The sequence below is a fragment of the Brucella sp. IR068 genome (genome assembly GCF_049065885.1).
Taxonomy (GTDB): Bacteria; Pseudomonadota; Alphaproteobacteria; order Rhizobiales; family Rhizobiaceae; genus Brucella; species Brucella intermedia.
This window is the reverse complement of the sequence record NZ_JBAKHE010000012.1, coordinates 39,851-61,100: the sequence shown is the minus strand read 5'-3', so window position 1 is coordinate 61,100 and position 21,250 is coordinate 39,851. Positions and strand designations below refer to the sequence as shown.

The following is a 21,250-nucleotide window of genomic DNA, read 5'->3' as shown; positions in this document are numbered from 1 at the left end:
ATGCATCTTCTCCTTGCCCAGAAAGGAACAATCAGCGACGGCAATGAGGCCGTCGATCTCGCCCAGACGCCGGGAGAGATATTGTTCCTTTCCGCCGCCGATACGGAACTGGCCAGTCTGGCGCAGGCGCACAGGCTCGCGCCGGATTTGCTGAGTTTGCGGCTGGCCAATTTCCTGACCCTCACTCATCCCATGTCGGTGGATGCTTATGTGGAGCGTACGGCCAGATATGCGAGCCTTATTGTGGTGCGCATCATTGGCGGTGAGACCTATTGGCCTTACGGGCTGGAAGCGCTGCATGCCTGCGCCGTCAATCATGGCATCAAGATTGCCGTATTGCCGGGAGACGACAAACCGGACCACGGGCTGGACCGGTTTTCGACCGTCTCTGCCCATGATCGAAATGAACTCTGGCAGTATCTGGTCGAAGGCGGGGCAGCGAATACGGGCGCATTTCTTCAATATTGCGCCGCACTGATTTCAGGTTCCGAGAAGCCGGAGAGTGCCGCACCTCTGCTCAAGGCTGGTCTGTGGTGGCCGGGAGACCATGTCTCGTCGCTGGACAGCATCGGCCAGCACTGGAGCGATGCAAAAGCACCTGTCGCTGCCATCATTTTTTACCGGGCGCTGGTGCAAAGCGGACAGACGCAGCCCGTCGATGCGCTGATCGCTTCGTTGCAGGCAAGGGGCCTTAACCCGCTTCCGATATTCGTCTCGAGCCTCAAGGACCGGTTGTCCGCAGCCGTTGTCGATGGTCTGTTTGAGGATTGTCCGCCGGATATCGTATTGAATGCCACGGGATTTGCGATTTCTTCGCCGGGTGCCGAGCGCCAGCCGACCGTGCTCGACAGGCGCGGCAACATGGTGCTGCAAGTCATCTTTTCCGGTACGCCGAAGTCCGTCTGGGAATCGTCGCAGCAAGGGCTGCTGGCGCGCGATCTGGCGATGAATGTCGCCTTGCCGGAAGTGGACGGGCGCGTGCTTTCACGTGCGGTTTCCTTCAAGTCGGCCAAACAGTTCGACGCGGCAGTGGAGGCGAATATCGTTACCCACGAGCCGCATGAAAACCGCGTGGATTTTGTGGCGCAACTTGCGGCAAACTGGGTGCGGTTGAAACGGAAATCACCCGAAGAAAGACGTGTTGCGCTTATTCTTGCGAATTATCCGAACCGTGACGGGCGGCTTGGAAACGGGGTAGGGCTCGATACGCCAGCCGGGACGATCGAAGTCCTGCACGCGATGGCGGATGGCGGCTATTCCCTCTCTGACCTGCCGGTGGACGGGAATGCTCTGATGCGCGCCCTGACAGCTGGTCCGACCAATGCCGCGCGTGACGGGCGAGAGATACGCGAGACGATTTCACTGAATCAATACAAGGCTTTCTTCAAAAGACTTCCCACTGCGATTCAGAAGGAAATTGAAGTCCGCTGGGGTGCGCCAGAAAACGATCCTTACTTTGCGGAGGAACTTGTCGCTTTTGCATTGCCGTTGATGCGGCTGGGTGAAACCTTTGTCGGTATTCAGCCCGCGCGCGGTTACAATATCGATCCGAAAGAGACATACCACTCGCCCGATCTGGTGCCTCCACACGGATATATTGCCTTCTACGCGTTTCTGCGCGAGGTCGCAGGTATCGATGCCATTGTGCATATGGGTAAGCATGGAAATCTGGAATGGCTGCCGGGAAAGGCGCTTGCGCTGTCCGAAAACTGTTATCCGGAAGCCGTGTTTGGTCCCACCCCGCATATCTATCCTTTCATCGTGAATGACCCCGGGGAAGGCACGCAGGCCAAGCGTCGCGCCAGCGCGGTCATTATCGACCACCTGACGCCGCCGCTGACACGCGCCGAAAGCTATGGTCCGCTCAAAGATCTGGAAGCGCTGGTGGACGAATACTACGAGGCCTCCGGTGTCGATCCTCGCCGCCTGCTGAGGCTGAAAGGACAGATACTCGATCTCGTGCGCGACATCGGGCTCGATCGGGATGCGGGCATTCACGATCATGACGATGAAGACATGGCTTTGCAAAAGCTGGATGCCTATCTTTGCGATCTGAAGGAAATGCAGATACGCGACGGGCTGCATATTTTCGGACTTGCACCTCAAGGCAGGCTGCTGACCGATCTTTTGGTCGCGCTGGCCCGCGTGCCGCGCGGTGTTCCGGTTGCGCTCGGTGGTGCGCCGGGCGATCAAAGTCTCCAGCGGGCAATCGCTGCGGATTGTGGACTTGGCGAAACATTCGATCCGCTCGGTTGCAATATGGCCGAAGCCTGGACCGGGTCCAAACCGGAACTCCTTTGCGCCGCAAGCCCTGCAACGTGGCGCATAGCAGGCGATACGGTGGAACGTATCGAACTGCTGGCGGCGAGTTTTATTGCGGGCGAAACGGACTGCCCGGAAGACTGGCTGCAGACGCGGGCGGTGCTGCAATCCATAGAGGAGCATCTGCGCCCCATGGTCGTTTCATGCGGGCCTTCGGAGATAGACGGGTTTCTTGCCGCACTCGACGGGCGATTTGTGCCGCCGGGACCGTCCGGCGCACCGACGCGGGGCCGCCCCGATGTGCTGCCGACCGGTCGCAATTTCTTCTCTACCGACAGTCGGGCCGTTCCCACTCCGGCGGCATGGGAACTTGGTCGCAAATCGGCCGAACTCCTGATTACTCGCTACACACAGGATCATGGTGAATGGCCGACGTCTTTCGGCCTGACCGCCTGGGGAACGTCGAATATGCGTACCGGCGGCGATGATATAGCGCAGGCTTTGGCACTGATCGGCGTCAAGCCGCTGTGGGATATGGCATCACGCCGGGTGACTGGATATGAAATCATTCCGATTGCAAAGCTTGGCCGTCCCCGGGTCGATGTGACGCTGCGCATTTCCGGTTTCTTCCGCGATGCGTTCCCGGAACAGATTGCGCTCTTCGACAAGGCCGTGCGTGCAGTTGGCGCTCTCGACGAAGATGCCGAGGACAATCCAGTCGCAGTTCGTATGCGGATTGAGCAGGCGCGTCTTGTTGTCGAAGGGGCGGATGAAAAGACAGCGCAACGCCGCGCGGGCTATCGTGTCTTCGGTTCCAAACCCGGCGCTTATGGAGCAGGCTTGCAGGCCCTGATCGACGAGAATGGCTGGGCCGGGCGCAACGATCTGGCCGAAGCCTGGCTTGTCTGGGGCGGCTACGCCTATGGTGCAGGCGAGGAAGGGCAGGCCGAGCGCGGTCTTCTTGAAGAAAGGCTTCGCTCTGTTCAGGCCGTGGTTCAGAATCAGGACAATCGCGAGCACGACCTTCTCGACAGCGATGATTACTACCAGTTCGAAGGTGGAATGGCCGCGACCGTGGAAAGCCTGAACGGGGCAATGCCTGCGGTTTATCACAATGACCATTCCCGCCCGGAAAAGCCAGCGATCCGGGCGCTGGAAGAAGAGCTGTCACGCGTCGTGCGCGGGCGGGCGGCTAATCCGAAATGGATCACAGGTGTGATGCGTCACGGCTATAAAGGCGCGGCAGAGATTGCGGCAACCGTCGACTATCTGTTCGCCTTTGCGGCGACCACCGGCAAGGTCGGAAATCATCACTTCGAGGCGGTCTATCAGGCTTATATTGCCGACAGGACAGTGCATGATTTCATGGCCGAGAAAAATCCCGCGGCGCTTGCCGAGACAGCGGCGAAGCTGAACAATGCCATCGAGCGGGGCTTCTGGACACCACGCTCCAATTCGGCGCGGTTTGAACTGGAACAACTTGCGACTTTGAATCCGGGAATGAGGACAAATGGCTGAAAAATCTGCAAAACTTCTGTCCATGACGGAAGAGGAACTGAACGCCCGCCATGCGGACAAGATGCGCAAGAAGAAAGCTGCCCGCGACAAGATCCAGGCGACAAAGACCGAGGAAAAAGGTCTGGTGATTGTCCATACCGGCAAGGGCAAGGGCAAATCGACCGCCGGTTTCGGGATGGTTTTCCGCGCGTTGGGCCACGGAATGAAGATCGGGGTCGTGCAGTTCGTCAAGGGATCGTGGGACACAGGCGAGCGCTGGGTTCTCGAAAAATTTCCCGATCAGGTCACGATTTCAGCGCTGGGAGAGGGCTTTACCTGGGAGACGCAGGATCGCACGCGAGATATCGCCATGGCGCGCGGTGCTTGGGAACAAGCCAAGGCGCTGATAATGGATGAAAGCTACGATATGGTGCTCTGCGACGAGTTGAATATCGTGCTTCGCTACGATTACCTGCCGGTCGAGGAAGTGATAGAGGTTCTCAAGGCCAAGCCGGAGATGAAGCATGTCATCATCACTGGCCGCAATGCCAAGGACGAGCTGATTGAAGCCGCAGACCTGGTGACCGAGATGGAGATGATCAAGCATCCATTCCGCGCCGGGGTGAAGGCACAGAAGGGCATCGAGTTCTAGTTGCGCATTATCCTGCGCAAAACCGTTTCACACTTTTGCTGGAAATGCTTCAATGTTGGACAGCTGGCAGTTCTGGGCACTGATGTCGGCGGTGTTTGCCGCGTTGACGGCGATCTTTGCCAAGATCGGTATTCAAGGCATCAATTCGGATTTCGCCACGCTCGTGCGCACGCTGGTTATCATCGGTGCATTGTGCCTGTTCCTGACCGTTACCGGCCAGTGGCAGAAACCGGGCGAAATTTCCGGGCGGTCGTGGCTGTTTCTGGTGCTTTCTGGGCTGGCGACCGGCGCTTCGTGGCTTGCTTATTTCCGGGCCTTGCAGATAGGTGACGCATCGCGCGTCGCGCCGATCGATAAATTGTCGGTGGTGCTGGTGGCCCTGTTCGGCGCGGCATTCCTCGGCGAGCGCATGTCCACCATCAACTGGTTCGGCATTCTGCTGATTGGTTGTGGTGTCGTTTTGGTGGCGCTTAGAATTTAAAATCCCATCCACTGGCGCAGCGGATTGGTTCCATCCATCAGGAGGCGAACTGCCAGCGCCAGGCTGACGACGACCAGAAGCGGCTTGATGATGCGTGAGCCGACCTTCATGGCGAGGCTTGCGCCGATCTGCGCGCCGATGAACTGGGCAATACCCATGCAGATGCCGATTTTCCAGTTGATGGTGCCGACGAGGGCAAAGGTTACAAAACTGCCGACATTGGAAGCGCAGTTGAGAAGCTTCGTATGCGCGGTAGCTTTCAACACACCGAAACCGGCAAGCGCCACAAAAGCGAGCATGAAGAACGATCCGGTTCCGGGGCCGAAAAGCCCATCGTAAAAACCGATCAGCGGAACGAGGGTTACGCCGAAAAGAAACGGTCCGAGACGTCGTGCCCGATCAACATCGCCAAGGCTCGGCTTGACGGCAAAATAGACTGCGATGGCGATCAGGAGGATCGGCAGGGCCGCGCGCATGATATCCACGGGCAGAACGGTTGCCAGCAATGCGCCGAATACCGAGCCGATGAGCGAAGCGAGCGCTTCGGGCCACTGTTCCCTGATATTGACATGCCCTTTGCGCGCATACGCAATGGTTGCTGACGATGAGCCGAACAGTCCTTGCAGCTTGTTCGTGCCCAATGCTTCAACGGGCGGTATTCCGGCCAGCAACAGGGCGGGAATCGTAATCATTCCGCCGCCTCCGGCTATGGAATCGATGATTCCGGCAATGAATGCCGCAGCCGTGAGGAGCAGGGTAAGCGTGTCAAAAAATTCAAGCATCGGGGGAGCCTAAAGGAGAGGTTGGGGCAACATAGAGCAGCTGCTTGGCGAACGCCAGTCAAACAAAGGCGCACTCGGAAGAAAGCTGGGTCTCGGAGCGAGATTGTTTTCCTGCTCGTCCGGCGCTATTCATTATAAGCAGACTGAAAGTTTAGAGGGGTTCCATGAGCGAAAGCATCTTTGAGCGGATTACTGCTTTTCTGAGCAGGAAGAGCGCCGTGCAGCGTGTCGCCGATGATCCGGCGCTCGCTTCTGAACTGCTTTTGCTGTTGCATGTGGTGTTTGCCGATGGCGATCAGCACCCAGCCGAAATAGCCGCATTCAAGGAAATTGCCGAAAAGAATTTCGGCATTCCACCGGAAGAGCTTCCGGAAGTCGCGGAATATCTCAAGGATTTTGCTTACGAGACGACAACCAAGCAAGCCGCCAACATGCTGGCGGAAATGGCGCCGGAGCGTCGGCTGGCACTGCTTGGTGACCTCGTGACGATTGCCTGCACCGATAATCGCCTTGATCGTAGCGAAGCAACAATGATCCAGCGCATTGCCGATACGCTTGGGGTCAAGCCGGAAGAACTGCACAAAGCGCGCCAGTCATCTCCCTGTGGGTTCTAGAAATTTCAATAGGGTTCTTGGCATGGGCGGTTCGTCGGGCGTGACGCTTGATGAACTTTTGGCCTTGGCCGAGCAGGTGTTGGCTCGGGGTGGGGGCGCACGGCCCGATGCTATTGCAACCTTGAGCGCGAAGCGCGCCGAGCCGGTGTGGGCGGAGCTTGCGTCGCATTATGATTGTGCGCTCTGTTTTTTCGATGCCGCGCGACTGGAGCAGGAAACACCGCGTCTCAAAAACCCGTCGGACGCTGTTTTCCGGGCAGTCGGTTGTCATGGCGTTGCCGAAGCGGCAGCGCTTGCTGCTGCCGGTCCGCACGGTATTCTCGCGGTCGAGAAAACCGCGTCCGTCCGGACAACTGCCGCCTTGGCGATTGCTGGTTCCGACGCCGCTCCGCAGTTCAGGAAGGTAAAATTGTGACTGTTCATTTCATTGGCGCCGGTCCTGGCGCGGCGGATCTTATCACCGTTCGTGGCCTGCGCCTGATCGAGCGATGCCCCGTCTGCATCTATGCGGGATCACTGGTGCCGATTGAACTTGTTGCCGGAGCACCAAAGGATGCACGTCTGGTCGACAGTTCATCCCTAACTTTGGATGAGATCATCGCCGAAATGGAAGTCGCCCACGCTAACGGCCTCGATGTCGCGCGGGTGCATTCCGGTGATCCATCGATCTACGGCGCGATGGCCGAACAGATGCGCCGGCTGGACAGTCTCGGCATTCCCTATGATGTGACGCCGGGCGTGCCAGCCTTTGCGGCCGCTGCCGCCGCCATGAAGCAGGAATTGACCATTCCAGAGGTCAACCAGACCATCATTCTGACCCGCACCTCGATGAAATCGTCCGCCATGCCCGAAGGCGAAGACCTCGCCACGCTTGGCCGGTCAGGCGCGACGCTGGTGATTCACCTCTCCATTCGCAACCTCACGAAGATCAAGGCCGAGCTGATGCCCCTTTATGGCGCTGATTGCCCTGTTGTCGTTGCCTATCGCATAGGATGGCCGGACGAGCAGATATTGCGCGGTACTTTGGCGGATATAGCGGAGAAGGTGGCGGCATCCGGGTTGATACGCACGGCGATGATTTTTGTCGGGCGCGGGCTGGACCCAAAGAGCTTTCGCGATTCAGCGCTCTATCATGAGGCGCATAACCACGCGGCACGTTCAAAAGCCTAAGCTTGTGCGGGCAAATGCGATTGCATCTTCCGGCGAGGTGACGATGTTCCTGGCCGCAACCGGCGGGCGGGAAATTATCATGACCGGAAGCCTGAGCGCGCGAGCGGCTTCGATCTTGGCATAGGAAATGGTGCCACCCGAATTGCGGCTGACGATCAGTCCGATCTTGTGTTTCTCCAGAAATTGCTTTTCCGCAGCGAAATCGCCGGGCCTTGCGAGGATAAGCTCGCAATCCGGCGGCAGCGCCGCGTCCGGCGGGTCGATCATGCGCATGACGAAATGAACATCAGCGCGCTTGGCAAAAGGGGCGATGTGCTGGCGACCGAGCGCCAGAAAGACGCGCGCGTGGGGAGGAATGGCGTTCGCAGCTTCGGCTTCGCCGGAAATATCGATCCAGTTGTCATCTGGCTGCTTTTCCCAGGCGGTGCGCTCCAGCCGAACGAGTGGGGTTTTCGTCGCCTCTGTGGCGATGACGGCATTTTGCGATATACGCGCCGCGTAAGGATGGGTGGCGTCGATCACGAGGTGGATTTTTTCGGCCCTGATATAGTCTGCAAGGCCCTCCGGTCCACCGAAGCCACCGATGCGAACCGTTCCAGTGAGTCTGGCTGGATTGCTGGTGCGTCCGGCAAGCGAGGTGATGGCTTTGACAGGGAGTTCCGCAAAAGCCGTTGCGAGCGCTGCCGCCTCGGCGGTTCCGCCCAGAATGAGTATCTTCGGCTCAGACCCGCGCAAGGATATTTCCACTGCGGTCAGTCACGATAATCTCAACCTCCACAGGTGCGCCGCGAAGGGTTTCCAGCGCAGTTTCCTTCGCTTTGAGCGCAATCGGTGTGGCCATGTCGATGCCGATTGATTGAGTCAGTTCAAGTACTTCCAGCGCAGTGTTCGCAAAGAGAATCTGATCCTTCATACTTGTCGGGGCGCCCGCCTTATCGGCAATGGCCCAGAGGAAGCCCTTGTCCACTTGCGAGCGCGACGAATGAAGATCGAGCGCGCCTTGCGCAAGCTTGGTCAGCTTGGCGAAGCCACCTGCGATCGTCAACTTGTCGATGGGATGGTCTCGCAGATATTTAAGCACGCCGCCTGCGAAATCGCCCATGTCGAGAATGGCAAAATCCGGCAGATCATAGAGCGCCTGCGCTGCGTCTTCGGACGTGGAACCGGTTGCGCCGAGCACATGTTTTTGCCCGGCAGCACGCGCAACGTCGATGCCGCGATGGATCGAGTGAATCCAGGCCGAGCAGGAAAACGGGTGAACCACACCAGTGGTGCCGAGAATGGAAATGCCGCCGATAATGCCGAGGCGCGGGTTCCATGTTTTCGTGGCAATCTCTTCCCCGCCTGGCACTGATATCGTGATCACGAGGTCGGCGGGCAGGCCATATTCGGCGCAAATCTGCTCGCAGATTTCCGTCATCATGCGGCGTGGAACCGGGTTGATCGCTGCTTCGCCGGGTGGAATTTGCAAGCCGGGACGCGTGACCGTGCCAACCCCTTCACCGGCGCGAAAGACGACGCCGGTCCCCGGCGGGGCCGGGTATACCGTCGAGATGATGGTTGCGCCGTGGGTTACGTCGGGATCGTCGCCCGCATCCTTGACGATGCCCGCCATCGCATAGCCGTCGCCCAGTCCTTCATAGGCAAGCTGGAAGTACGGCACTTCGCCCTTGGGTAGAATTATGCCGACAGGATCGGGAAATTCCCCGGTGATGAGCGCCGTCAAAGCCGCTTTGGTGGCAGCCGTCGCGCAGGCGCCAGTGGTCCAGCCGCGGCGAAGCTCGACCTTTTCCTGACTTTTATTCGTTGGAGCAGTTTCGTCATTCATGGACGCCTTATAATGTATCTGCTAGCTGTGTCGCCAGATAGAATAATGGTTGACGAGAATGAACAAGGCTGAAGAAACAGCGGCATGTGTCATTGCTAAAAGCAAAATGACGTTGCCCGTCATGGAGCCCGGCCACGTCTGGCTCGTGGGGGCTGGGCCGGGGGATCCCGGCCTTTTGACGCTTCATGCCGTCAACGCCCTGCAACAGGCGGATGTTATCGTTTATGACGCACTGGTGGATGATGCCTGCCTCTCTCTGAAACATGCAGATGCTGTTCTGGAATATGCAGGCAAGCGCGGCGGCAAGCCTTCGCCGAAACAGCGCGATATTTCTCTGCGGCTTGTCGAACTTGCGAAACAAGGCAATAAGGTGCTGCGGTTGAAAGGTGGCGATCCGTTTGTTTTCGGACGCGGAGCAGAAGAGGCGCTGACGCTAGTGGAACACGGGGTTCCGTTTCGCGTCGTTCCCGGAGTGACTGCCGGAATTGGCGGCCTCGCCTATGCAGGCATCGCCGCTACGCATCGCGACATCAATCAGTCCGTGACGTTTCTGACTGGCCACGACGCCAGCGGTCTGGTGCCCGACGGAGTAGACTGGACCGGTATCGCCAGAACCTCTCCGGTGATCGTCATGTATATGGCGATGAAACATATTGATCTTATTGCCAGGCGGCTGATCGATGCCGGACGCTCGCCCGACGAGCCTGTCGCCTTTGTGTGCAATGCGAGCCTGCCTAGCCAGACCGTGCTCGAAACGACATTGGCGCAGGCTGCAAAAGACGTGGAAGCGGCGGGGCTGAACCCGCCTGCGATCGTGGTTGTGGGGCAAGTGGTTCGCCTGCGGGATGGATTGGACTGGATGGGCGCTTTGAGCGGCAAGATCCTGTTCAGCGACCCGCTTGGCAGAAAGAACCAAAATGAGGGAGCGCAAACCGCATGAAGGGTTTCATGATCGCTGCACCGGCTTCCGGGTCGGGCAAGACAACGGTAACGCTGGGTTTGTTGAGGGTTTTGAAACGCAGGGGCGTAGCGCTTGCACCGGCGAAAGCCGGGCCGGATTATATCGACCCTGCCTATCACAAGGCTGCGAGCGGCGCGGATTGCTTCAATCTCGACCCTTGGGCGATGCGTCCTGAACTTATCAGCGCGCTTTCCTCGCGCATGACCGAAAGCAGCGCCAAGCTGCTGGTCGCCGAGGGCATGATGGGGCTCTTTGACGGAGCGATGGACGGGAAGGGTTCTTCCGCCGATCTGGCCCGGGTTCTCGAGCTGCCGGTGGTGCTGGTGGTGGATTGTGCACGGCAATCACACTCGGTCGCGGCGCTTGTGTGGGGCTTCAGCCAGTTTCGCAAGGATGTGCTGATTGCCGGAATTATCCTCAACCGGGTTGGCAGCCCGCGGCACGAAGCGATGCTGCGTGGCGCGTTGGAGCCACTCGGCATTCCGGTTCTCGGCGCCTTGCCTCGCGATACCGATCTTTCGCTGCCAGAAAGGCATCTGGGACTGGTGCAGGCGGGCGAGCATTCCGACCTCGAAACTTTTCTGGATCATGCCGCTGATGTGATTGAAGCGCATATCGATCTGGATACGTTGCAGTCGATCTGGTCGCGGCCGAAGCGTTACGATGCGATGGCCAATGTTCCACGCCTGAAACCGCTTGGGAACCACATTGCGGTTGCCCGCGACGATGCATTCGCCTTTGCCTATGCGCATCTGTTTGAAGGCTGGCGCAGGCGAGGTGTGGAGATTTCGTTCTTCTCGCCGCTTGCAGATGAGGCTCCGAGACAGGATGCAGACGCAATCTATCTGCCCGGCGGTTATCCGGAACTTTACGCAGGCCGTCTGGCACAAGCCGCACGTTTTCAAACGGCAATACGCGATGCCGCAACGCGTGGTGCGACTGTTTATGGCGAATGCGGCGGCTACATGGTTCTTGGCGAGAGCTTGCAGGATGCGGAGGGTGTTGCGCATCCGATGCTGGGTCTTCTGCCGCTTGAAACGAGCTTCGCGAAAAGAAAGCTGCATCTTGGCTATCGCCTGCTGGAACCGCTTGAGGGCTCACCCTGGAAGGAGCCATTGAAGGCGCACGAGTTTCATTATGCAAGCATCCTGCGCGAAGGAGAGGCGGATCGGCTTTTCCGTGTGCGGGATGCCGCACGAGACGAGCTTGGCGAGGCAGGTCTCAGGGTCGGGTCCGTTTCAGGCTCTTTCATGCATGTGATCGATTTTTGCGGAGACAAAGCTTGAGTGCAGAAATCGAGCATGGCGGCGCGCTGGACAAGGCCGTCGCGCGCTTTGGCGGAAAGCCGGGAGGCTGGCTTGATCTTTCAACGGGCATCAACCCGGAGCCTTTTTCACTTCCCGAACTGACACCGGAAATCTGGAACCGCTTGCCGGATGAACGGCTGATGCTGGAAACGCTGCGGCTGGCCCGCAGCTATTATGGGCTGCGTGAGAATGCGTCCATTGTCGCAGCTCCCGGCACACAGGCTTTGATCCAGCTCGTCCCGACATTAGTTGCTCCGTCGACGGTTGCGGTTCTCGGGCCGACCTATCAGGAACATGTCGCTTCGTTCGTTGCCTGCGGCTGGAAGGTCGTGTCGTGTGCGGCAATCGGTGAAATTCCGGACGAGGCGACGGCGGCAGTTATCGTCAATCCCAATAATCCCGATGGTCGTGTGGTTTCAAAAGACGATCTTCAGCATCTGGCGCGAAAACTTGGTGCGCTGGGCGGCTTTCTGATCGTGGACGAGGCTTTTGCGGACGCGCATGAGGATGTCAGCGTTGCAGCGGATGCGGAAGACATGCCGATGATCGTGCTGAAATCTTTCGGCAAGTTTTTCGGGCTGGCTGGCGTTCGTCTGGGCTTTGCCGTTGCCGGTCAGCCGTTTGTCGAGGCATTGCAGCAGCGGCTTGGGCCATGGGCGGTATCCGGCCCGGCGCTTGCCATTGCCAGCCATGCCTTCCGCGGTGCCGAGGCGCTTTCCAACTATCGCGCGCGTATTGATCTGAGGCGCCTGGAACTCTCTGCTGTTCTCGAGAAATCCGGTCTGAAGGAAATCGGCGGCACGGCGCTGTTTTCTCTTGTTGAACACCCGGATGCGCACGAACTCTATGTCAGACTGTGCCAGAGACATATTCTGGTCCGGAAATTCAATTACGCCTCGCGCTGGTTGCGCATTGGTCTGCCGTTGGATGACGTGGCGCTTGCGCGCTTGGAAAAGGCGTTGAAACTTTGATTCAGTTTTTCTGGTCAAGCTCATGGAAATAAAGCTGATTATTCTTTCGCTTGCGCTGCTTCTCGATCGCTTTGTCGGCGATCCGCCGCAGCTATGGCAAAGGATGCCGCATCCCGTCGTCCTGTTCGGGAAAGCAATTTCATGGGGTGAAAAGCGCTGGAACAACCGAAATCTCGCTGCTGCGGTGCTTCGCCGAAATGGCATGTGGCTGACGGTTGGGCTGGTGGCTGTCTCTGTCGTTCTGGGGCTTGTCCTTGAGTTCCTACTGCCCTTTGCCGGAACAGCAGGCGCTGTTGCCGAAATTCTGATCGTGACGGTGCTGCTTGCGCAGAAAAGCCTTGCCGATCATGTGCAGGCGGTTGCGCTGGCGCTGCGGGAGGACGGCCTCGAGGGCGGACGGCGGGCCGTGTCGATGATTGTTGGACGCAATCCCGAGCATCTTGATGAGGGCGGCATCAGCAGGGCAGCGATAGAAAGTCTGGCCGAAAACGCATCCGACGGCATTGTCGCGCCTGCATTCTGGTTTCTGGTGGGCGGATTGCCGGGGCTGTTTGCCTACAAAATGATCAATACCGCCGACTCGATGATTGGTCATCTCAATGATCGCTATCGCGATTTCGGCCGTTTCGCGGCGAAGCTGGACGATGTTGCAAACTACATTCCTGCCCGGTTGACGGGGCTGCTGGCTTCACTGGCCACCGCGATCACGAAAGACAGGCTTTCAGGAAGGGAAGCTTTCTCGGTCATGCGCCGTGACGCGCGCCTGCATCGCTCGCCCAACGCAGGCTGGCCGGAATCGGCATTTGCAGGCGGGCTGGGGCTGGCATTGGCCGGTCCGCGCCAATATGGGACGGAAAAAGTTGAAGGTCCCATGCTCAATGCATCCGGCAAACGCGATGCCAATGCCGATGATATAGATGCCGCGCTTCACCTTTTCTGGTCAACCATGAGCCTGATGACCGGGCTGGTGATCGCCGCCAGTCTCATTGGGCTACTTGTCGGCTAGCACGAACCGTTTGCCGTCGAACCGCTGGAGGCGGTTGGGGTTGTCCGTTCGGATGCCGTTGTCGTCGAACTTGATCGTGCCAAGCACGGTTTCGAAGGAACCAGTGCGAAGCGTATCAAGCACCGGCTGCTTCTTCTCGTCGGCGCGCAGGATCGCATCCGCAGCAATCTCCGCGCTGGCATAGCCGATGATGGCATAAGCATCGGCCAGTTTTCCGGCCTGATGCAGTGCGTCGATTGCGGGTTTTGCTGTTGAAAGGTCCTGCGGCCGGACCGGAGCGATCATCAAAGTGCCCTCGCTTAAGGGCTGTGCGCCGGGCGCGGCATCAAGCAGGCTCCCGCCTGCAATCGTCAACGGATGATTGAGGACGGCAGCGCTTGTACCGATGGCGGCGATATCGTCACGTTCGCCGCCGACATAGACATGGGTTGCGCCTGCGCGCCGCAGGCGGGCGACTAGCGCATTCTGATTGTCGAGGCCGGGCCGATAGGTATCGGTAAAAACCGGTTGCAGCTGCTGCTCCTTGAGGCTGGCCAGAACACGTGCGGCACGTTCGCGTCCCTCAATCGTCCCGTCATCGATGACGGCAAAAGCCTGGGCACGCCAGAGACTGCCGAGAAAACTGCCTGTTGCTTCCGTTTCCTTGTCGAGTCCGGTTGCGAGTCGGAATACTGCCATCGGTGCGGGTGCGCGCCTTTCGGTCAGCGTGGGTTCACTGACGCCCGAGGCCACGATAACTATGTTGCCAGCTGCGAGAACCGGGAGCGCCGCCTCAAGGGCGTCGGGACACAGAAAGCCGGTTACGATCCGGACGTTTTCCCTCACGAAACGTTCCGCCGCTTCCCTGCCGCCTTCGGCATCGCAGCGGTCATCGGAAATGACGAGTTCAGCGCCTTTCGTCGCGGCCGCGATGCGCGCCCCTTCGGCCAGCTGATTACCCAACGGAGCGAAGGTTCCCGACAGGGGCGCTGCAAGTCCGATGCGCATATCTGCTGCCTGTGCCAGTACGGAACTGGCCAGCAGTGAGAGGATGATGCTTGTCAGCGCTGCGGCAGGACGTTTCCCTAGCTCGATCACGTGATCCGTCTTCAATAAACAATTCGTGGCATTTTCAACGAAAAGTGGGTAGCTGTTTCCTCGCCTTTGTGCAATGCCCGTTTCTGGGGGCCGATATCGCGGGCTTCTGAACATGGTAGCTGGCTTCAGGTAACATACCCATAGGGCGAGATGGATTCTGTTGGACGTGCAAACGATTAAGAACATCATTTCAAGTGCAGCTTCGGTGGAATCCAAGTCCTACCGCGATGCCATGAGCCATTATGCCGGCGCAGTGCAGATCGTCACGACCGCGGGCAGTGCGGGACGGCGCGGTCTAACCCTGACGGCGGCCTGCTCAGTGTCCGATAATCCGCCGACCATCCTCATCTGCCTGCAGAAGATCCACGAGGAAAACCGGCTGTTCATCGACAATGGGGTTTTTGCCGTCAACACGCTTGCCGGCTCGCATCAGCAGCTGGCGGACGCATTTTCCGGCCGCATTGGTCTGACGCAGGACGAGCGGTTCGAACTGGCGCGGTGGGAAGTTCAGGTTACCGGAGCGCCCATATTGGAGGGAGCGCTTGCCTCTTTCGATTGCCGAGTGGTGAGCGTTCAGGATCATTCCACCCATCACGTGCTTTTCGGCGAAGTGGTAGGCCTGCGGTCGAGGGCCGAAGAGGAAGCGCTGGTTTATCTCAACAGGCGCTACCATACGCTGGAGCTGTGATGTCGAGACGTGCAACACGCAGCCTCCTCGGAGTGTTGTTTCTGCTTTCGGCGGCGACGGCATCCGGGGCTTCGTCGCTGCCGCCTTACAAGGACGACTATTTCGCCTATCCCGGCGTCATCAGCAGCGCCGACAATGGCGATTACAAGGTCGTCGGTTACAATGAAATGCGCGATATAAACGGGCGCGATGCGGTGCCCGAAAAGCGGGTGAAAGACGCCTATGTCTCGCTAAAGGCGCGCGCCTACCAGAAGGACGTCACGTTTCAGACCAAAGCTGGGCCAGTCAAGGCCATGACGGCGGGCAAGCGCGAAGGTGCATCCTTCATCGTCATCTATCTGCATGGCCGGGGCGGCAATCGCCTGCAAGGCATGAATGATTTTACCTTCGGCGGTAATTTCAACCGGGTGAAGAATCTCGCTGCATTGAACGGCGGCTTGTATGTCACACCGGACTTCAAGGATTTCGCCGATGCGGGCGAGGCGCAGATTGCCGGGCTGATTGAAGCTGTCAAAGCTTCGTCGCCAAGCGCTCCCTTGATCCTGTCCTGCGGCTCGCAGGGCGGAACGCTGTGCTGGCGCATAGCGGGCAACGAAAACGCCGGTAGTCAGCTTTCAGGTCTCATCCTGCTCGGCTCGCTTTGGGATGAGGGATTTTTCAAGTCTCCCGCATTCAGGAAGCGCGTGCCCGTTTTCTTCGGTCATGGAAGCCACGACCCGGTTTTCGCCATCGACAAGCAGGAATCCTTCTATCGCGAGATACGCAAGCGCGCGCCGGGTTATCCGGTTCAGTTTCGCCGTTTCGAGAGCGGCAATCACGGCACGCCCATCCGCATGTCGGATTGGCGGGAAATGCTGAACTGGATTTTGGCAAAGCAGTGACGTCAGCCTGTGGATGCGAATCGAAATTCTGGCAATGTGACCTTCCTGCCACTCGACAATCGAGCAAAACCGAATAGTTATCGAACTTAAATTTTACCTACTCAGCAGATCCTATGAGGTTGATCATGTACGGACGCGCCCGCACCGGAGCCCGTTTCCTAGCCATTGCCATGTTGGCCCCGCTTGCCGCTGCCTGCACGACGACTGTACCGACCACGACGGCGACGCCGGGCAAAACCGAGGCCCCGGTTAGCGCGCCGACGATTTCGATGCCGCGCTTCACTCCGACTGCTTATGTCGACCCTGCGCTGGCGCAGCCGTGCATCACCGCTGCTGCCAACAAATACTTCCTGCCGGAACGCGTTATCTCCGCCGTCAATTCCCGTCCGGGTGCAGCAGGCGGAACGGATGTCGATCTCAAGGTGGACCTGCGCACGGCTGTTTGCCAGCTCACTGCAAAGGGCGGTGTGCGTGCCGTCATCGACACGTCGCCGAAAAGCGCGGATCAGATTGCAGCCGAAGCAGCTGCCGCCAAGGCGGACGCCGCCGCCGCTGCCCAGCCGAAGAAGGCCAAGGCGAAGAAGAACTGATTCAACTGTCACGGCTAACATGCGAAAAAGGCAGGGTTTTCCCTGCCTTTTTGTTTGTCACTTCTCAGGCTTTTCGCCGTACCAACGCGGTGTATAAACCCATTCGCGGCCATCGGACTTCGCAAACCGTTGTGTATGCGAGGAGCCGATGATGACCACGGTGCGCATGTCGACATCCTCTGGCGTCAATGCACCCAGCGTAGTTGTCCGTGTCGTCTCGGCAGGTCTGCCTATGTCTCGTCCAAGGACGACGGGCGTTCCAGGCGATCGATATTGGCGCAGGATTTCCAGCGCGCGGCCAAGCTGATGCGGGCGCGCCCTGGAGATCGGATTGTAGAACGCCATGGCGAGATCGGCTTCGGCGGCAAGCGCCAGGCGCTTTTCGATGACCTCCCAGGGCTTCAGGTTGTCCGATAGCGAAATGATGCAGAAGTCATGTCCCAGCGGCGCACCAATGCGCGATGCGGCAGCCATTGCCGCTGAAATTCCAGGCTGGATGACAAGCTCCACGCCGTGCCACGCGGGATTGTCCGTTTCGTGCAGCGCCTCGACAACCGCCGCAGCCATCGCAAAGACACCGGGATCTCCCGACGAAACCATGACGACATGCCGCCCGGAAGCCGCGAGTTCGAATGCATGACGGGCGCGCTGCATTTCCTCACGATTGTCGGTCATGTGAATGGTTTGGTCCGGGCGGAAAGGGCGAAGATTCTCCTCAGCCATTCGCACATAGGTCTCATAGCCGAGAATGTCTTCAGCCTGTTCCAGTTCATGCTGGACGGCAGGCGTCATCAGGCTGCGCGATCCGGGCCCAAGTCCGATAACGACCAGCTTGCCGCGCTTTCGACCGACAAACAGCACATCTGCCGGGGTTGACGCAACGGCGATGGCGAGTCCGTCGTCTTCTATCAGCTCAATCGGCTGCTCGACCGAACGAAGGACGAGTTCGCGGACATGGGGTGCATCCGCCACAAAACGGAGTGGAATACCAAGCATCTGTGCCGCTCCGTGAAGTTCCGACGCAGCGCAGTCTTTTTCATCGGCGAGGAGCAAGGCCAGTGACTGCCGGGCTTTCCCCGCCCGGGCAAGCGCATGCTCAACATTGGCCTGAAGGTTTTCGCGGACCATATCAACGGCAATCGCCACGCTGCGCGGATGATAAATCAACTCGTCGGGACGCGGCACGCGATTGTGGGGCGTTATGCTGATCGTCAACGCGCCGTCGTCGGCGAAAGGCAGTTTCGATTGCGCAAGCCAGCGCGATCGTCCTTCAATCCGCAGCTTCTGTCCCGCGAGCAGGTTCGACATGAAACTTTTCGCGCTGTCTGGATTGGCAAGCGTGAGTTCGGCAGGCGGATGCAGCAGATTGATTCCGAAGCGCAGTTCGCCGGACGTGGTTATTGCAGGCGCGACCTCAAGCGCCGCTGCAATCTGCCGCGCCATGTCGTTGACACCCGAGAGCCCACCCAACAGTGGCACGACCGCACTTCCATCCTCAGCCACGGCGAGAACTGGCGGTTCGATACGCTTGTTCTCAAGTAGCGGGGCGAGCGCCCGGATGACGATACCGGCGGCGCAAAGCGCGATGATCGGACGGCCTTCCTCATAGAGCGACCTTATTGCATCGCCGAAATGCATGAAGGTGTTGTCAACCGATGCAACGCGGCTCTGAAGGCCGCGTATTTCGGCGCGCTCCAACGCCATTGCGATCCGTTGCGCGGTGGGAACAGCTGCTTCTCCAAGCACCAGAATCGCAGGGGTCATGCGCCGTTCCATTTTTGCCCCGGAACGAGAATGATCGAGAAATAAGGGCAGTCGTCACCATCGACTTCGGCAAGGGGCACGATGCGCTGGTTGGACATGGTGGCGCGCTCGACATAGAGCGCACGGTCCATGAGACCGAGATCACCCAGCACTGCGCGGACCTTGTCGAGGTTCTTGCCGAGCTTCATGATCGCCGCAGCTCCCGTATCCGCGAGCCGCTGCTTCAGTTCCTCCGCGCCCATGACGCCGGAAAGAACGGAGAGCGTCTGGTTGCGATAGACAAGCGGCGCACCGAGGACGGCAGAGGCACCGAGAACGGAACAGACACCGGGCACGACTTGCGTTTCATACCGCCCTGCGAGCCGGTCGTGGATATACATGAACGAGCCGTAGAAGAAGGGATCGCCTTCCGCGATCACGGCCACATCCTGTCCCCGATCAAGATGGCTCGCGATCGTGTCCGTTATCTCACCATAGAAATCGCTGACGATCTGCTCGTAATCCATATGCGCCGGGAGCTTTTCCGTCGTCACCGGATAGATCAGCGGCACGAGAACCTGTTCGGGCGAAAGATATTCCTCGACGATGGTAAGGGCGTTGCCCTTCTTTCCCTTGGCGGCGTGATAGGCAACGACCGGCGCGCTCTTGAGAAGGCGGAGGGCTTTCAGCGTGATCAGTTCAGGATCGCCGGGGCCGACACCGAGGCCAAACAATCTGCCTTTTGCTGCCATTATTCGCGCTCCGACGCGAGCGCGTTGACCGCCGCTGCCGTCATGGCGCTGCCGCCGCGTCTTCCGCGAACGATCACGTAAGGCACGCCACGGCTGTTGGCGGCGAGTTCGTCCTTGGATTCCGCCGCACCCACGAAGCCAACCGGCATTCCGATGATGAGCGCCGGTTTCGGCGCACCGGCATCCAGCAATTCGAAGAGGCGGAAGAGGGCGGTTGGTGCATTGCCGATTGCAACCACGCTGTTGGCGAGATGGGGAAGCCAGAGGTCGAGTGCTGCGGCCGAGCGGGTGTTGCCGACCTTCGCGGCTAGCTCGGGAACCGACGGATCGCCAAGCGTGCAGATGACTTCATTATTTGCAGGCAGACGGGAACGGGTAATGCCTTCGGCCACCATGCGCGCATCACAAAGAATGGGCGCACCGGCGAGCAGGGCGTCGCGCCCGGCTTTACCTGCGCCTTCCGAGAAGGCGAGGTCATTGACTACATCCACCATGCCGCAGGCGTGAATGACCCGGACTGCAAGCTTTTCCAGATCGGCGGGTATGCGGCTCAGATCGGCCTCGGCACGAATGATGGCGAAAGACCGGTCGTAAATGGCCTGTCCGTCGCGGATGTAGTCTGTCATGGTGGACCACTCTAATCAGTGTCGGGCGTTCAGAAGGTGCGCCGCTTGGTCAATGGTAATATCAGTCGCCAATAACCGTCCGAAGCGCGATGGTCCAGCCCCGTCTTGCGGAAACGGCTCCTGCGTATAGAGATCGTAGCGGCCTGCCGAGCGCGCCAGCAGGGTATGCGGCAATGGCGCAAGCGCGGCGCATGATTTGGCGCATCCTGTAATGTGCACGGATGACGTTCCGGGACTTAAACGTGTCGCCAGCTTCCCGCCGTCGGTTTGAGTGTCGGCGAGCGCAGAGGCACATCCACTCGAGCCCGAACAGGCACGAAGCCGCGCGTGCGGGACTTCGGCTGTCGTTTCGAGACCAAGCGAACGGAGTTTTTGGGTGAGGTCGATCACCCGGGTTTCGTTTACATAAGGCAGGATGACACCTTGCCAGGGCGTAAGGCGCAGCTCGCTTTTTCCGCTCTCGGAGAGGTCCGCCAGCGCGCTGAGTTGGCGCGGCGTCAGCCGTCCCATCAGCGGTGTCGCGCCGATATAAATCGACCCATCGCGCTGCCGGTTCGGTCCGAGATGCGAAAACGCCATCGGTACCTTGCGTTTCCAGCCATTTGCCGAATGGATGGGAAAAGGGAGTTCCCTTTCCAAATTGGCCAGAAACTGCGATGGCGAAATGATCTCGAAGAGATGCTTCATCCGCGCAAAGCTGCCCTGCTGTAAAAAGCAATGCAGCAACGCTTCGATGAACAGCAGGGCGTGTCCCGCATCTATGGTTCCCAGCGCGGGTTTTTCGGGAGACGAGGCGAGGCCAAAAGCGTAGGTTTTCCGGTCCATGGATGAAAGCCAGATATCGCCCGGATGCGAAACCATTGCGCAATCCTCACCGCCGTCAATCTGCAAGGAGAATTTCGGCGATAGCGCATAGAAAGTCTCATTCGCCTGCAGCGTATCGAGCGCGGATGAGGCCAGTTCCGTGACATCGGCTATCTGGCTCCGATCAATGCCGGCCGTGGGGCTGACCATCACGTTGCGAATATCATCAGCACCGGGGTTTTCTGCTCCAAGGCCGGCGTCGTGCAGCGCAGCGACAACATTATCCCAATGTTCGGGCGCAATACCGCGCAACTGGATATTGGAGCGAATCGACAGCTCTATTGCGCCTGCATCGAAACGTTCAGCTATTGCTGCAATTGAACGTGCCTGATCGGCTGACAAGCGGCCCAGCTTCAGTTTTATGCGGGCAATCGCACCGTCTTTCGCCATCACCATGCGCGAGAGGCCGGGGCAGGCGTTGCGCCTGTCAGGATAGGTATGCAGCGAATTGGTGATCGGATTGCTCGGCATTTCAGTCTTATACGCCTTGCCGCATGC

21 protein-coding genes are annotated in these 21,250 nt (G+C 59.0%); 13 read left to right on the top strand and 8 right to left on the bottom strand.

What is annotated here, in order from left to right:
• Genes cobN through ACOWVS_RS18345 form a run of 3 tightly spaced genes read left to right on the top strand, consistent with a single transcriptional unit; the run spans window position 1 to window position 4,892 of the window.
• Entirely contained in the window at window positions 1-3,780 is a 3,780-nt protein-coding gene (cobN, locus tag ACOWVS_RS18355; protein WP_021585997.1) for a cobaltochelatase subunit CobN, read from the top strand.
• Entirely contained in the window at window positions 3,773-4,411 is a 639-nt protein-coding gene (gene cobO, locus ACOWVS_RS18350; protein WP_021585996.1) for a cob(I)yrinic acid a,c-diamide adenosyltransferase, read from the top strand. Before cobN ends, cobO begins: the two co-directional genes overlap by 8 nt.
• A gap of 52 nt (window positions 4,412-4,463) precedes the next feature.
• Window positions 4,464-4,892 (top strand): EamA family transporter, encoded by a 429-nt coding sequence (locus ACOWVS_RS18345; protein ID WP_006467107.1) that lies wholly within the window; start codon window positions 4,464-4,466, stop codon window positions 4,890-4,892.
• Here ACOWVS_RS18345 and ACOWVS_RS18340 read toward each other — a convergent pair.
• Entirely contained in the window at window positions 4,889-5,674 is a 786-nt protein-coding gene (locus ACOWVS_RS18340) for a TSUP family transporter (RefSeq protein WP_021585995.1), read from the bottom strand. The genes ACOWVS_RS18345 and ACOWVS_RS18340 overlap by 4 nt on opposite strands.
• Window positions 5,675-5,838: 164 nt before the next feature.
• Between ACOWVS_RS18340 and ACOWVS_RS18335 the strand changes: the two genes are divergently transcribed.
• The 3 genes from ACOWVS_RS18335 to cobM are packed head-to-tail and all read left to right on the top strand — an operon-like array spanning window position 5,839 to window position 7,458.
• Window positions 5,839-6,288, top strand: a complete 450-nt coding sequence (locus ACOWVS_RS18335) for a TerB family tellurite resistance protein (RefSeq protein WP_075041965.1) — start codon at window positions 5,839-5,841, stop codon at window positions 6,286-6,288.
• A gap of 22 nt (window positions 6,289-6,310) precedes the next feature.
• On the top strand, window positions 6,311-6,703 hold the full coding sequence (locus ACOWVS_RS18330; RefSeq protein ID WP_021585994.1) for a cobalamin biosynthesis protein: 393 nt from the start codon (window positions 6,311-6,313) through the stop codon (window positions 6,701-6,703).
• Window positions 6,700-7,458, top strand: a complete 759-nt coding sequence (cobM, locus tag ACOWVS_RS18325) for a precorrin-4 C(11)-methyltransferase (protein ID WP_021585993.1) — start codon at window positions 6,700-6,702, stop codon at window positions 7,456-7,458. Before ACOWVS_RS18330 ends, cobM begins: the two co-directional genes overlap by 4 nt.
• On the opposite strand, the gene ACOWVS_RS18320 is transcribed toward cobM, so the two are convergent.
• Window positions 7,447-8,193, bottom strand: coding sequence for a cobalt-precorrin-6A reductase (locus ACOWVS_RS18320; RefSeq protein ID WP_021585992.1), 747 nt, complete (start codon window positions 8,191-8,193; stop codon window positions 7,447-7,449). The two genes, cobM and ACOWVS_RS18320, sit on opposite strands and share 12 nt — an antisense overlap.
• Window positions 8,180-9,286, bottom strand: coding sequence for a cobalt-precorrin-5B (C(1))-methyltransferase (locus ACOWVS_RS18315; protein ID WP_021585991.1), 1,107 nt, complete (start codon window positions 9,284-9,286; stop codon window positions 8,180-8,182). The genes ACOWVS_RS18320 and ACOWVS_RS18315 overlap by 14 nt, the downstream gene beginning before the upstream one ends.
• A 58-nt stretch (window positions 9,287-9,344) precedes the next feature.
• On the opposite strand from ACOWVS_RS18315, the gene cobA reads away from it, so the two are divergent.
• Genes cobA through cbiB form a run of 4 tightly spaced genes read left to right on the top strand, consistent with a single transcriptional unit; the run spans window position 9,345 to window position 13,531 of the window.
• Window positions 9,345-10,226 (top strand): uroporphyrinogen-III C-methyltransferase, encoded by an 882-nt coding sequence (cobA, locus tag ACOWVS_RS18310; protein ID WP_031346345.1) that lies wholly within the window; start codon window positions 9,345-9,347, stop codon window positions 10,224-10,226.
• Window positions 10,223-11,533 carry a cobyrinate a,c-diamide synthase gene (locus ACOWVS_RS18305; RefSeq protein WP_021585989.1) on the top strand — a complete coding sequence of 437 codons (1,311 nt, stop codon included), beginning with the start codon at window positions 10,223-10,225 and terminating at the stop codon, window positions 11,531-11,533. The genes cobA and ACOWVS_RS18305 overlap by 4 nt, the downstream gene beginning before the upstream one ends.
• The gene (gene cobD, locus ACOWVS_RS18300) at window positions 11,530-12,525 is read left to right on the top strand and encodes a threonine-phosphate decarboxylase CobD (protein WP_021585988.1); all 996 of its coding nucleotides are present in this window, start codon (window positions 11,530-11,532) and stop codon (window positions 12,523-12,525) included. The genes ACOWVS_RS18305 and cobD overlap by 4 nt, the downstream gene beginning before the upstream one ends.
• 22 nt (window positions 12,526-12,547) lie before the next feature.
• Window positions 12,548-13,531: an adenosylcobinamide-phosphate synthase CbiB gene (gene cbiB, locus ACOWVS_RS18295; protein WP_021585987.1), complete on the top strand. Its 984-nt coding sequence runs from the start codon at window positions 12,548-12,550 to the stop codon at window positions 13,529-13,531.
• Here cbiB and ACOWVS_RS18290 read toward each other — a convergent pair.
• Window positions 13,517-14,608: a branched-chain amino acid ABC transporter substrate-binding protein gene (locus ACOWVS_RS18290; protein ID WP_031346344.1), complete on the bottom strand. Its 1,092-nt coding sequence runs from the start codon at window positions 14,606-14,608 to the stop codon at window positions 13,517-13,519. The genes cbiB and ACOWVS_RS18290 overlap by 15 nt on opposite strands.
• Before the next feature lie 166 nt (window positions 14,609-14,774).
• Here ACOWVS_RS18290 and ACOWVS_RS18285 point away from each other — a divergent pair, with 166 nt between their 5' ends.
• The 3 genes from ACOWVS_RS18285 (at window position 14,775) to ACOWVS_RS18275 (ending at window position 16,767) form a co-directional block, all read left to right on the top strand.
• Complete coding sequence (locus tag ACOWVS_RS18285; RefSeq protein ID WP_031346343.1) at window positions 14,775-15,296, top strand: flavin reductase; 522 nt, start codon at window positions 14,775-14,777, stop codon at window positions 15,294-15,296.
• A complete protein-coding gene (locus ACOWVS_RS18280) occupies window positions 15,296-16,177 on the top strand; it encodes a phospholipase (protein WP_075041964.1) in 882 nt (293 codons plus the stop codon). The genes ACOWVS_RS18285 and ACOWVS_RS18280 overlap by 1 nt, the downstream gene beginning before the upstream one ends.
• Window positions 16,178-16,302: 125 nt before the next feature.
• On the top strand, window positions 16,303-16,767 hold the full coding sequence (locus ACOWVS_RS18275) for a hypothetical protein (RefSeq protein WP_021585983.1): 465 nt from the start codon (window positions 16,303-16,305) through the stop codon (window positions 16,765-16,767).
• Between the two features lie 57 nt (window positions 16,768-16,824).
• Here ACOWVS_RS18275 and cobJ read toward each other — a convergent pair whose 3' ends face one another.
• The 4 genes from cobJ to cobG are packed head-to-tail and all read right to left on the bottom strand — an operon-like array spanning window position 16,825 to window position 21,223.
• Window positions 16,825-18,531, bottom strand: a complete 1,707-nt coding sequence (gene cobJ / locus ACOWVS_RS18270; protein ID WP_170873265.1) for a precorrin-3B C(17)-methyltransferase — start codon at window positions 18,529-18,531, stop codon at window positions 16,825-16,827.
• A complete protein-coding gene (locus ACOWVS_RS18265; protein WP_021585981.1) occupies window positions 18,528-19,262 on the bottom strand; it encodes a precorrin-2 C(20)-methyltransferase in 735 nt (244 codons plus the stop codon). The genes cobJ and ACOWVS_RS18265 overlap by 4 nt, the downstream gene beginning before the upstream one ends.
• Window positions 19,262-19,888 (bottom strand): precorrin-8X methylmutase, encoded by a 627-nt coding sequence (locus ACOWVS_RS18260; RefSeq protein WP_021585980.1) that lies wholly within the window; start codon window positions 19,886-19,888, stop codon window positions 19,262-19,264. Before ACOWVS_RS18260 ends, ACOWVS_RS18265 begins: the two co-directional genes overlap by 1 nt.
• A gap of 15 nt (window positions 19,889-19,903) precedes the next feature.
• Complete coding sequence (gene cobG, locus ACOWVS_RS18255; protein WP_021585979.1) at window positions 19,904-21,223, bottom strand: precorrin-3B synthase; 1,320 nt, start codon at window positions 21,221-21,223, stop codon at window positions 19,904-19,906.
• Window positions 21,224-21,250: the final 27 nt, after the last annotated feature.

What these genes read in the sequence shown, in the direction of transcription:
- ACOWVS_RS18275 (WP_021585983.1), top strand. Translation starts at nt 16,303, where the DNA reads ATGTACGGACGCGCCCGCACCGGAGCCCGTTTCCTAGCCATTGCCATG.
- cobG (WP_021585979.1), bottom strand. Translation starts at nt 21,223, where the DNA reads ATGCCGAGCAATCCGATCACCAATTCGCTGCATACCTATCCTGACAGG.
- cobA (WP_031346345.1), top strand. Translation starts at nt 9,345, where the DNA reads ATGAACAAGGCTGAAGAAACAGCGGCATGTGTCATTGCTAAAAGCAAA.
- ACOWVS_RS18260 (WP_021585980.1), bottom strand. Translation starts at nt 19,888, where the DNA reads ATGACAGACTACATCCGCGACGGACAGGCCATTTACGACCGGTCTTTC.
- ACOWVS_RS18345 (WP_006467107.1), top strand. Translation starts at nt 4,464, where the DNA reads ATGTTGGACAGCTGGCAGTTCTGGGCACTGATGTCGGCGGTGTTTGCC.
- ACOWVS_RS18265 (WP_021585981.1), bottom strand. Translation starts at nt 19,262, where the DNA reads ATGGCAGCAAAAGGCAGATTGTTTGGCCTCGGTGTCGGCCCCGGCGAT.
- cobN (WP_021585997.1), top strand. Translation starts at nt 1, where the DNA reads ATGCATCTTCTCCTTGCCCAGAAAGGAACAATCAGCGACGGCAATGAG.
- cbiB (WP_021585987.1), top strand. Translation starts at nt 12,548, where the DNA reads ATGGAAATAAAGCTGATTATTCTTTCGCTTGCGCTGCTTCTCGATCGC.
- ACOWVS_RS18305 (WP_021585989.1), top strand. Translation starts at nt 10,223, where the DNA reads ATGAAGGGTTTCATGATCGCTGCACCGGCTTCCGGGTCGGGCAAGACA.
- ACOWVS_RS18335 (WP_075041965.1), top strand. Translation starts at nt 5,839, where the DNA reads ATGAGCGAAAGCATCTTTGAGCGGATTACTGCTTTTCTGAGCAGGAAG.
- ACOWVS_RS18330 (WP_021585994.1), top strand. Translation starts at nt 6,311, where the DNA reads ATGGGCGGTTCGTCGGGCGTGACGCTTGATGAACTTTTGGCCTTGGCC.
- ACOWVS_RS18315 (WP_021585991.1), bottom strand. Translation starts at nt 9,286, where the DNA reads ATGAATGACGAAACTGCTCCAACGAATAAAAGTCAGGAAAAGGTCGAG.
- cobO (WP_021585996.1), top strand. Translation starts at nt 3,773, where the DNA reads ATGGCTGAAAAATCTGCAAAACTTCTGTCCATGACGGAAGAGGAACTG.
- ACOWVS_RS18280 (WP_075041964.1), top strand. Translation starts at nt 15,296, where the DNA reads ATGTCGAGACGTGCAACACGCAGCCTCCTCGGAGTGTTGTTTCTGCTT.
- ACOWVS_RS18340 (WP_021585995.1), bottom strand. Translation starts at nt 5,674, where the DNA reads ATGCTTGAATTTTTTGACACGCTTACCCTGCTCCTCACGGCTGCGGCA.
- cobJ (WP_170873265.1), bottom strand. Translation starts at nt 18,531, where the DNA reads ATGACCCCTGCGATTCTGGTGCTTGGAGAAGCAGCTGTTCCCACCGCG.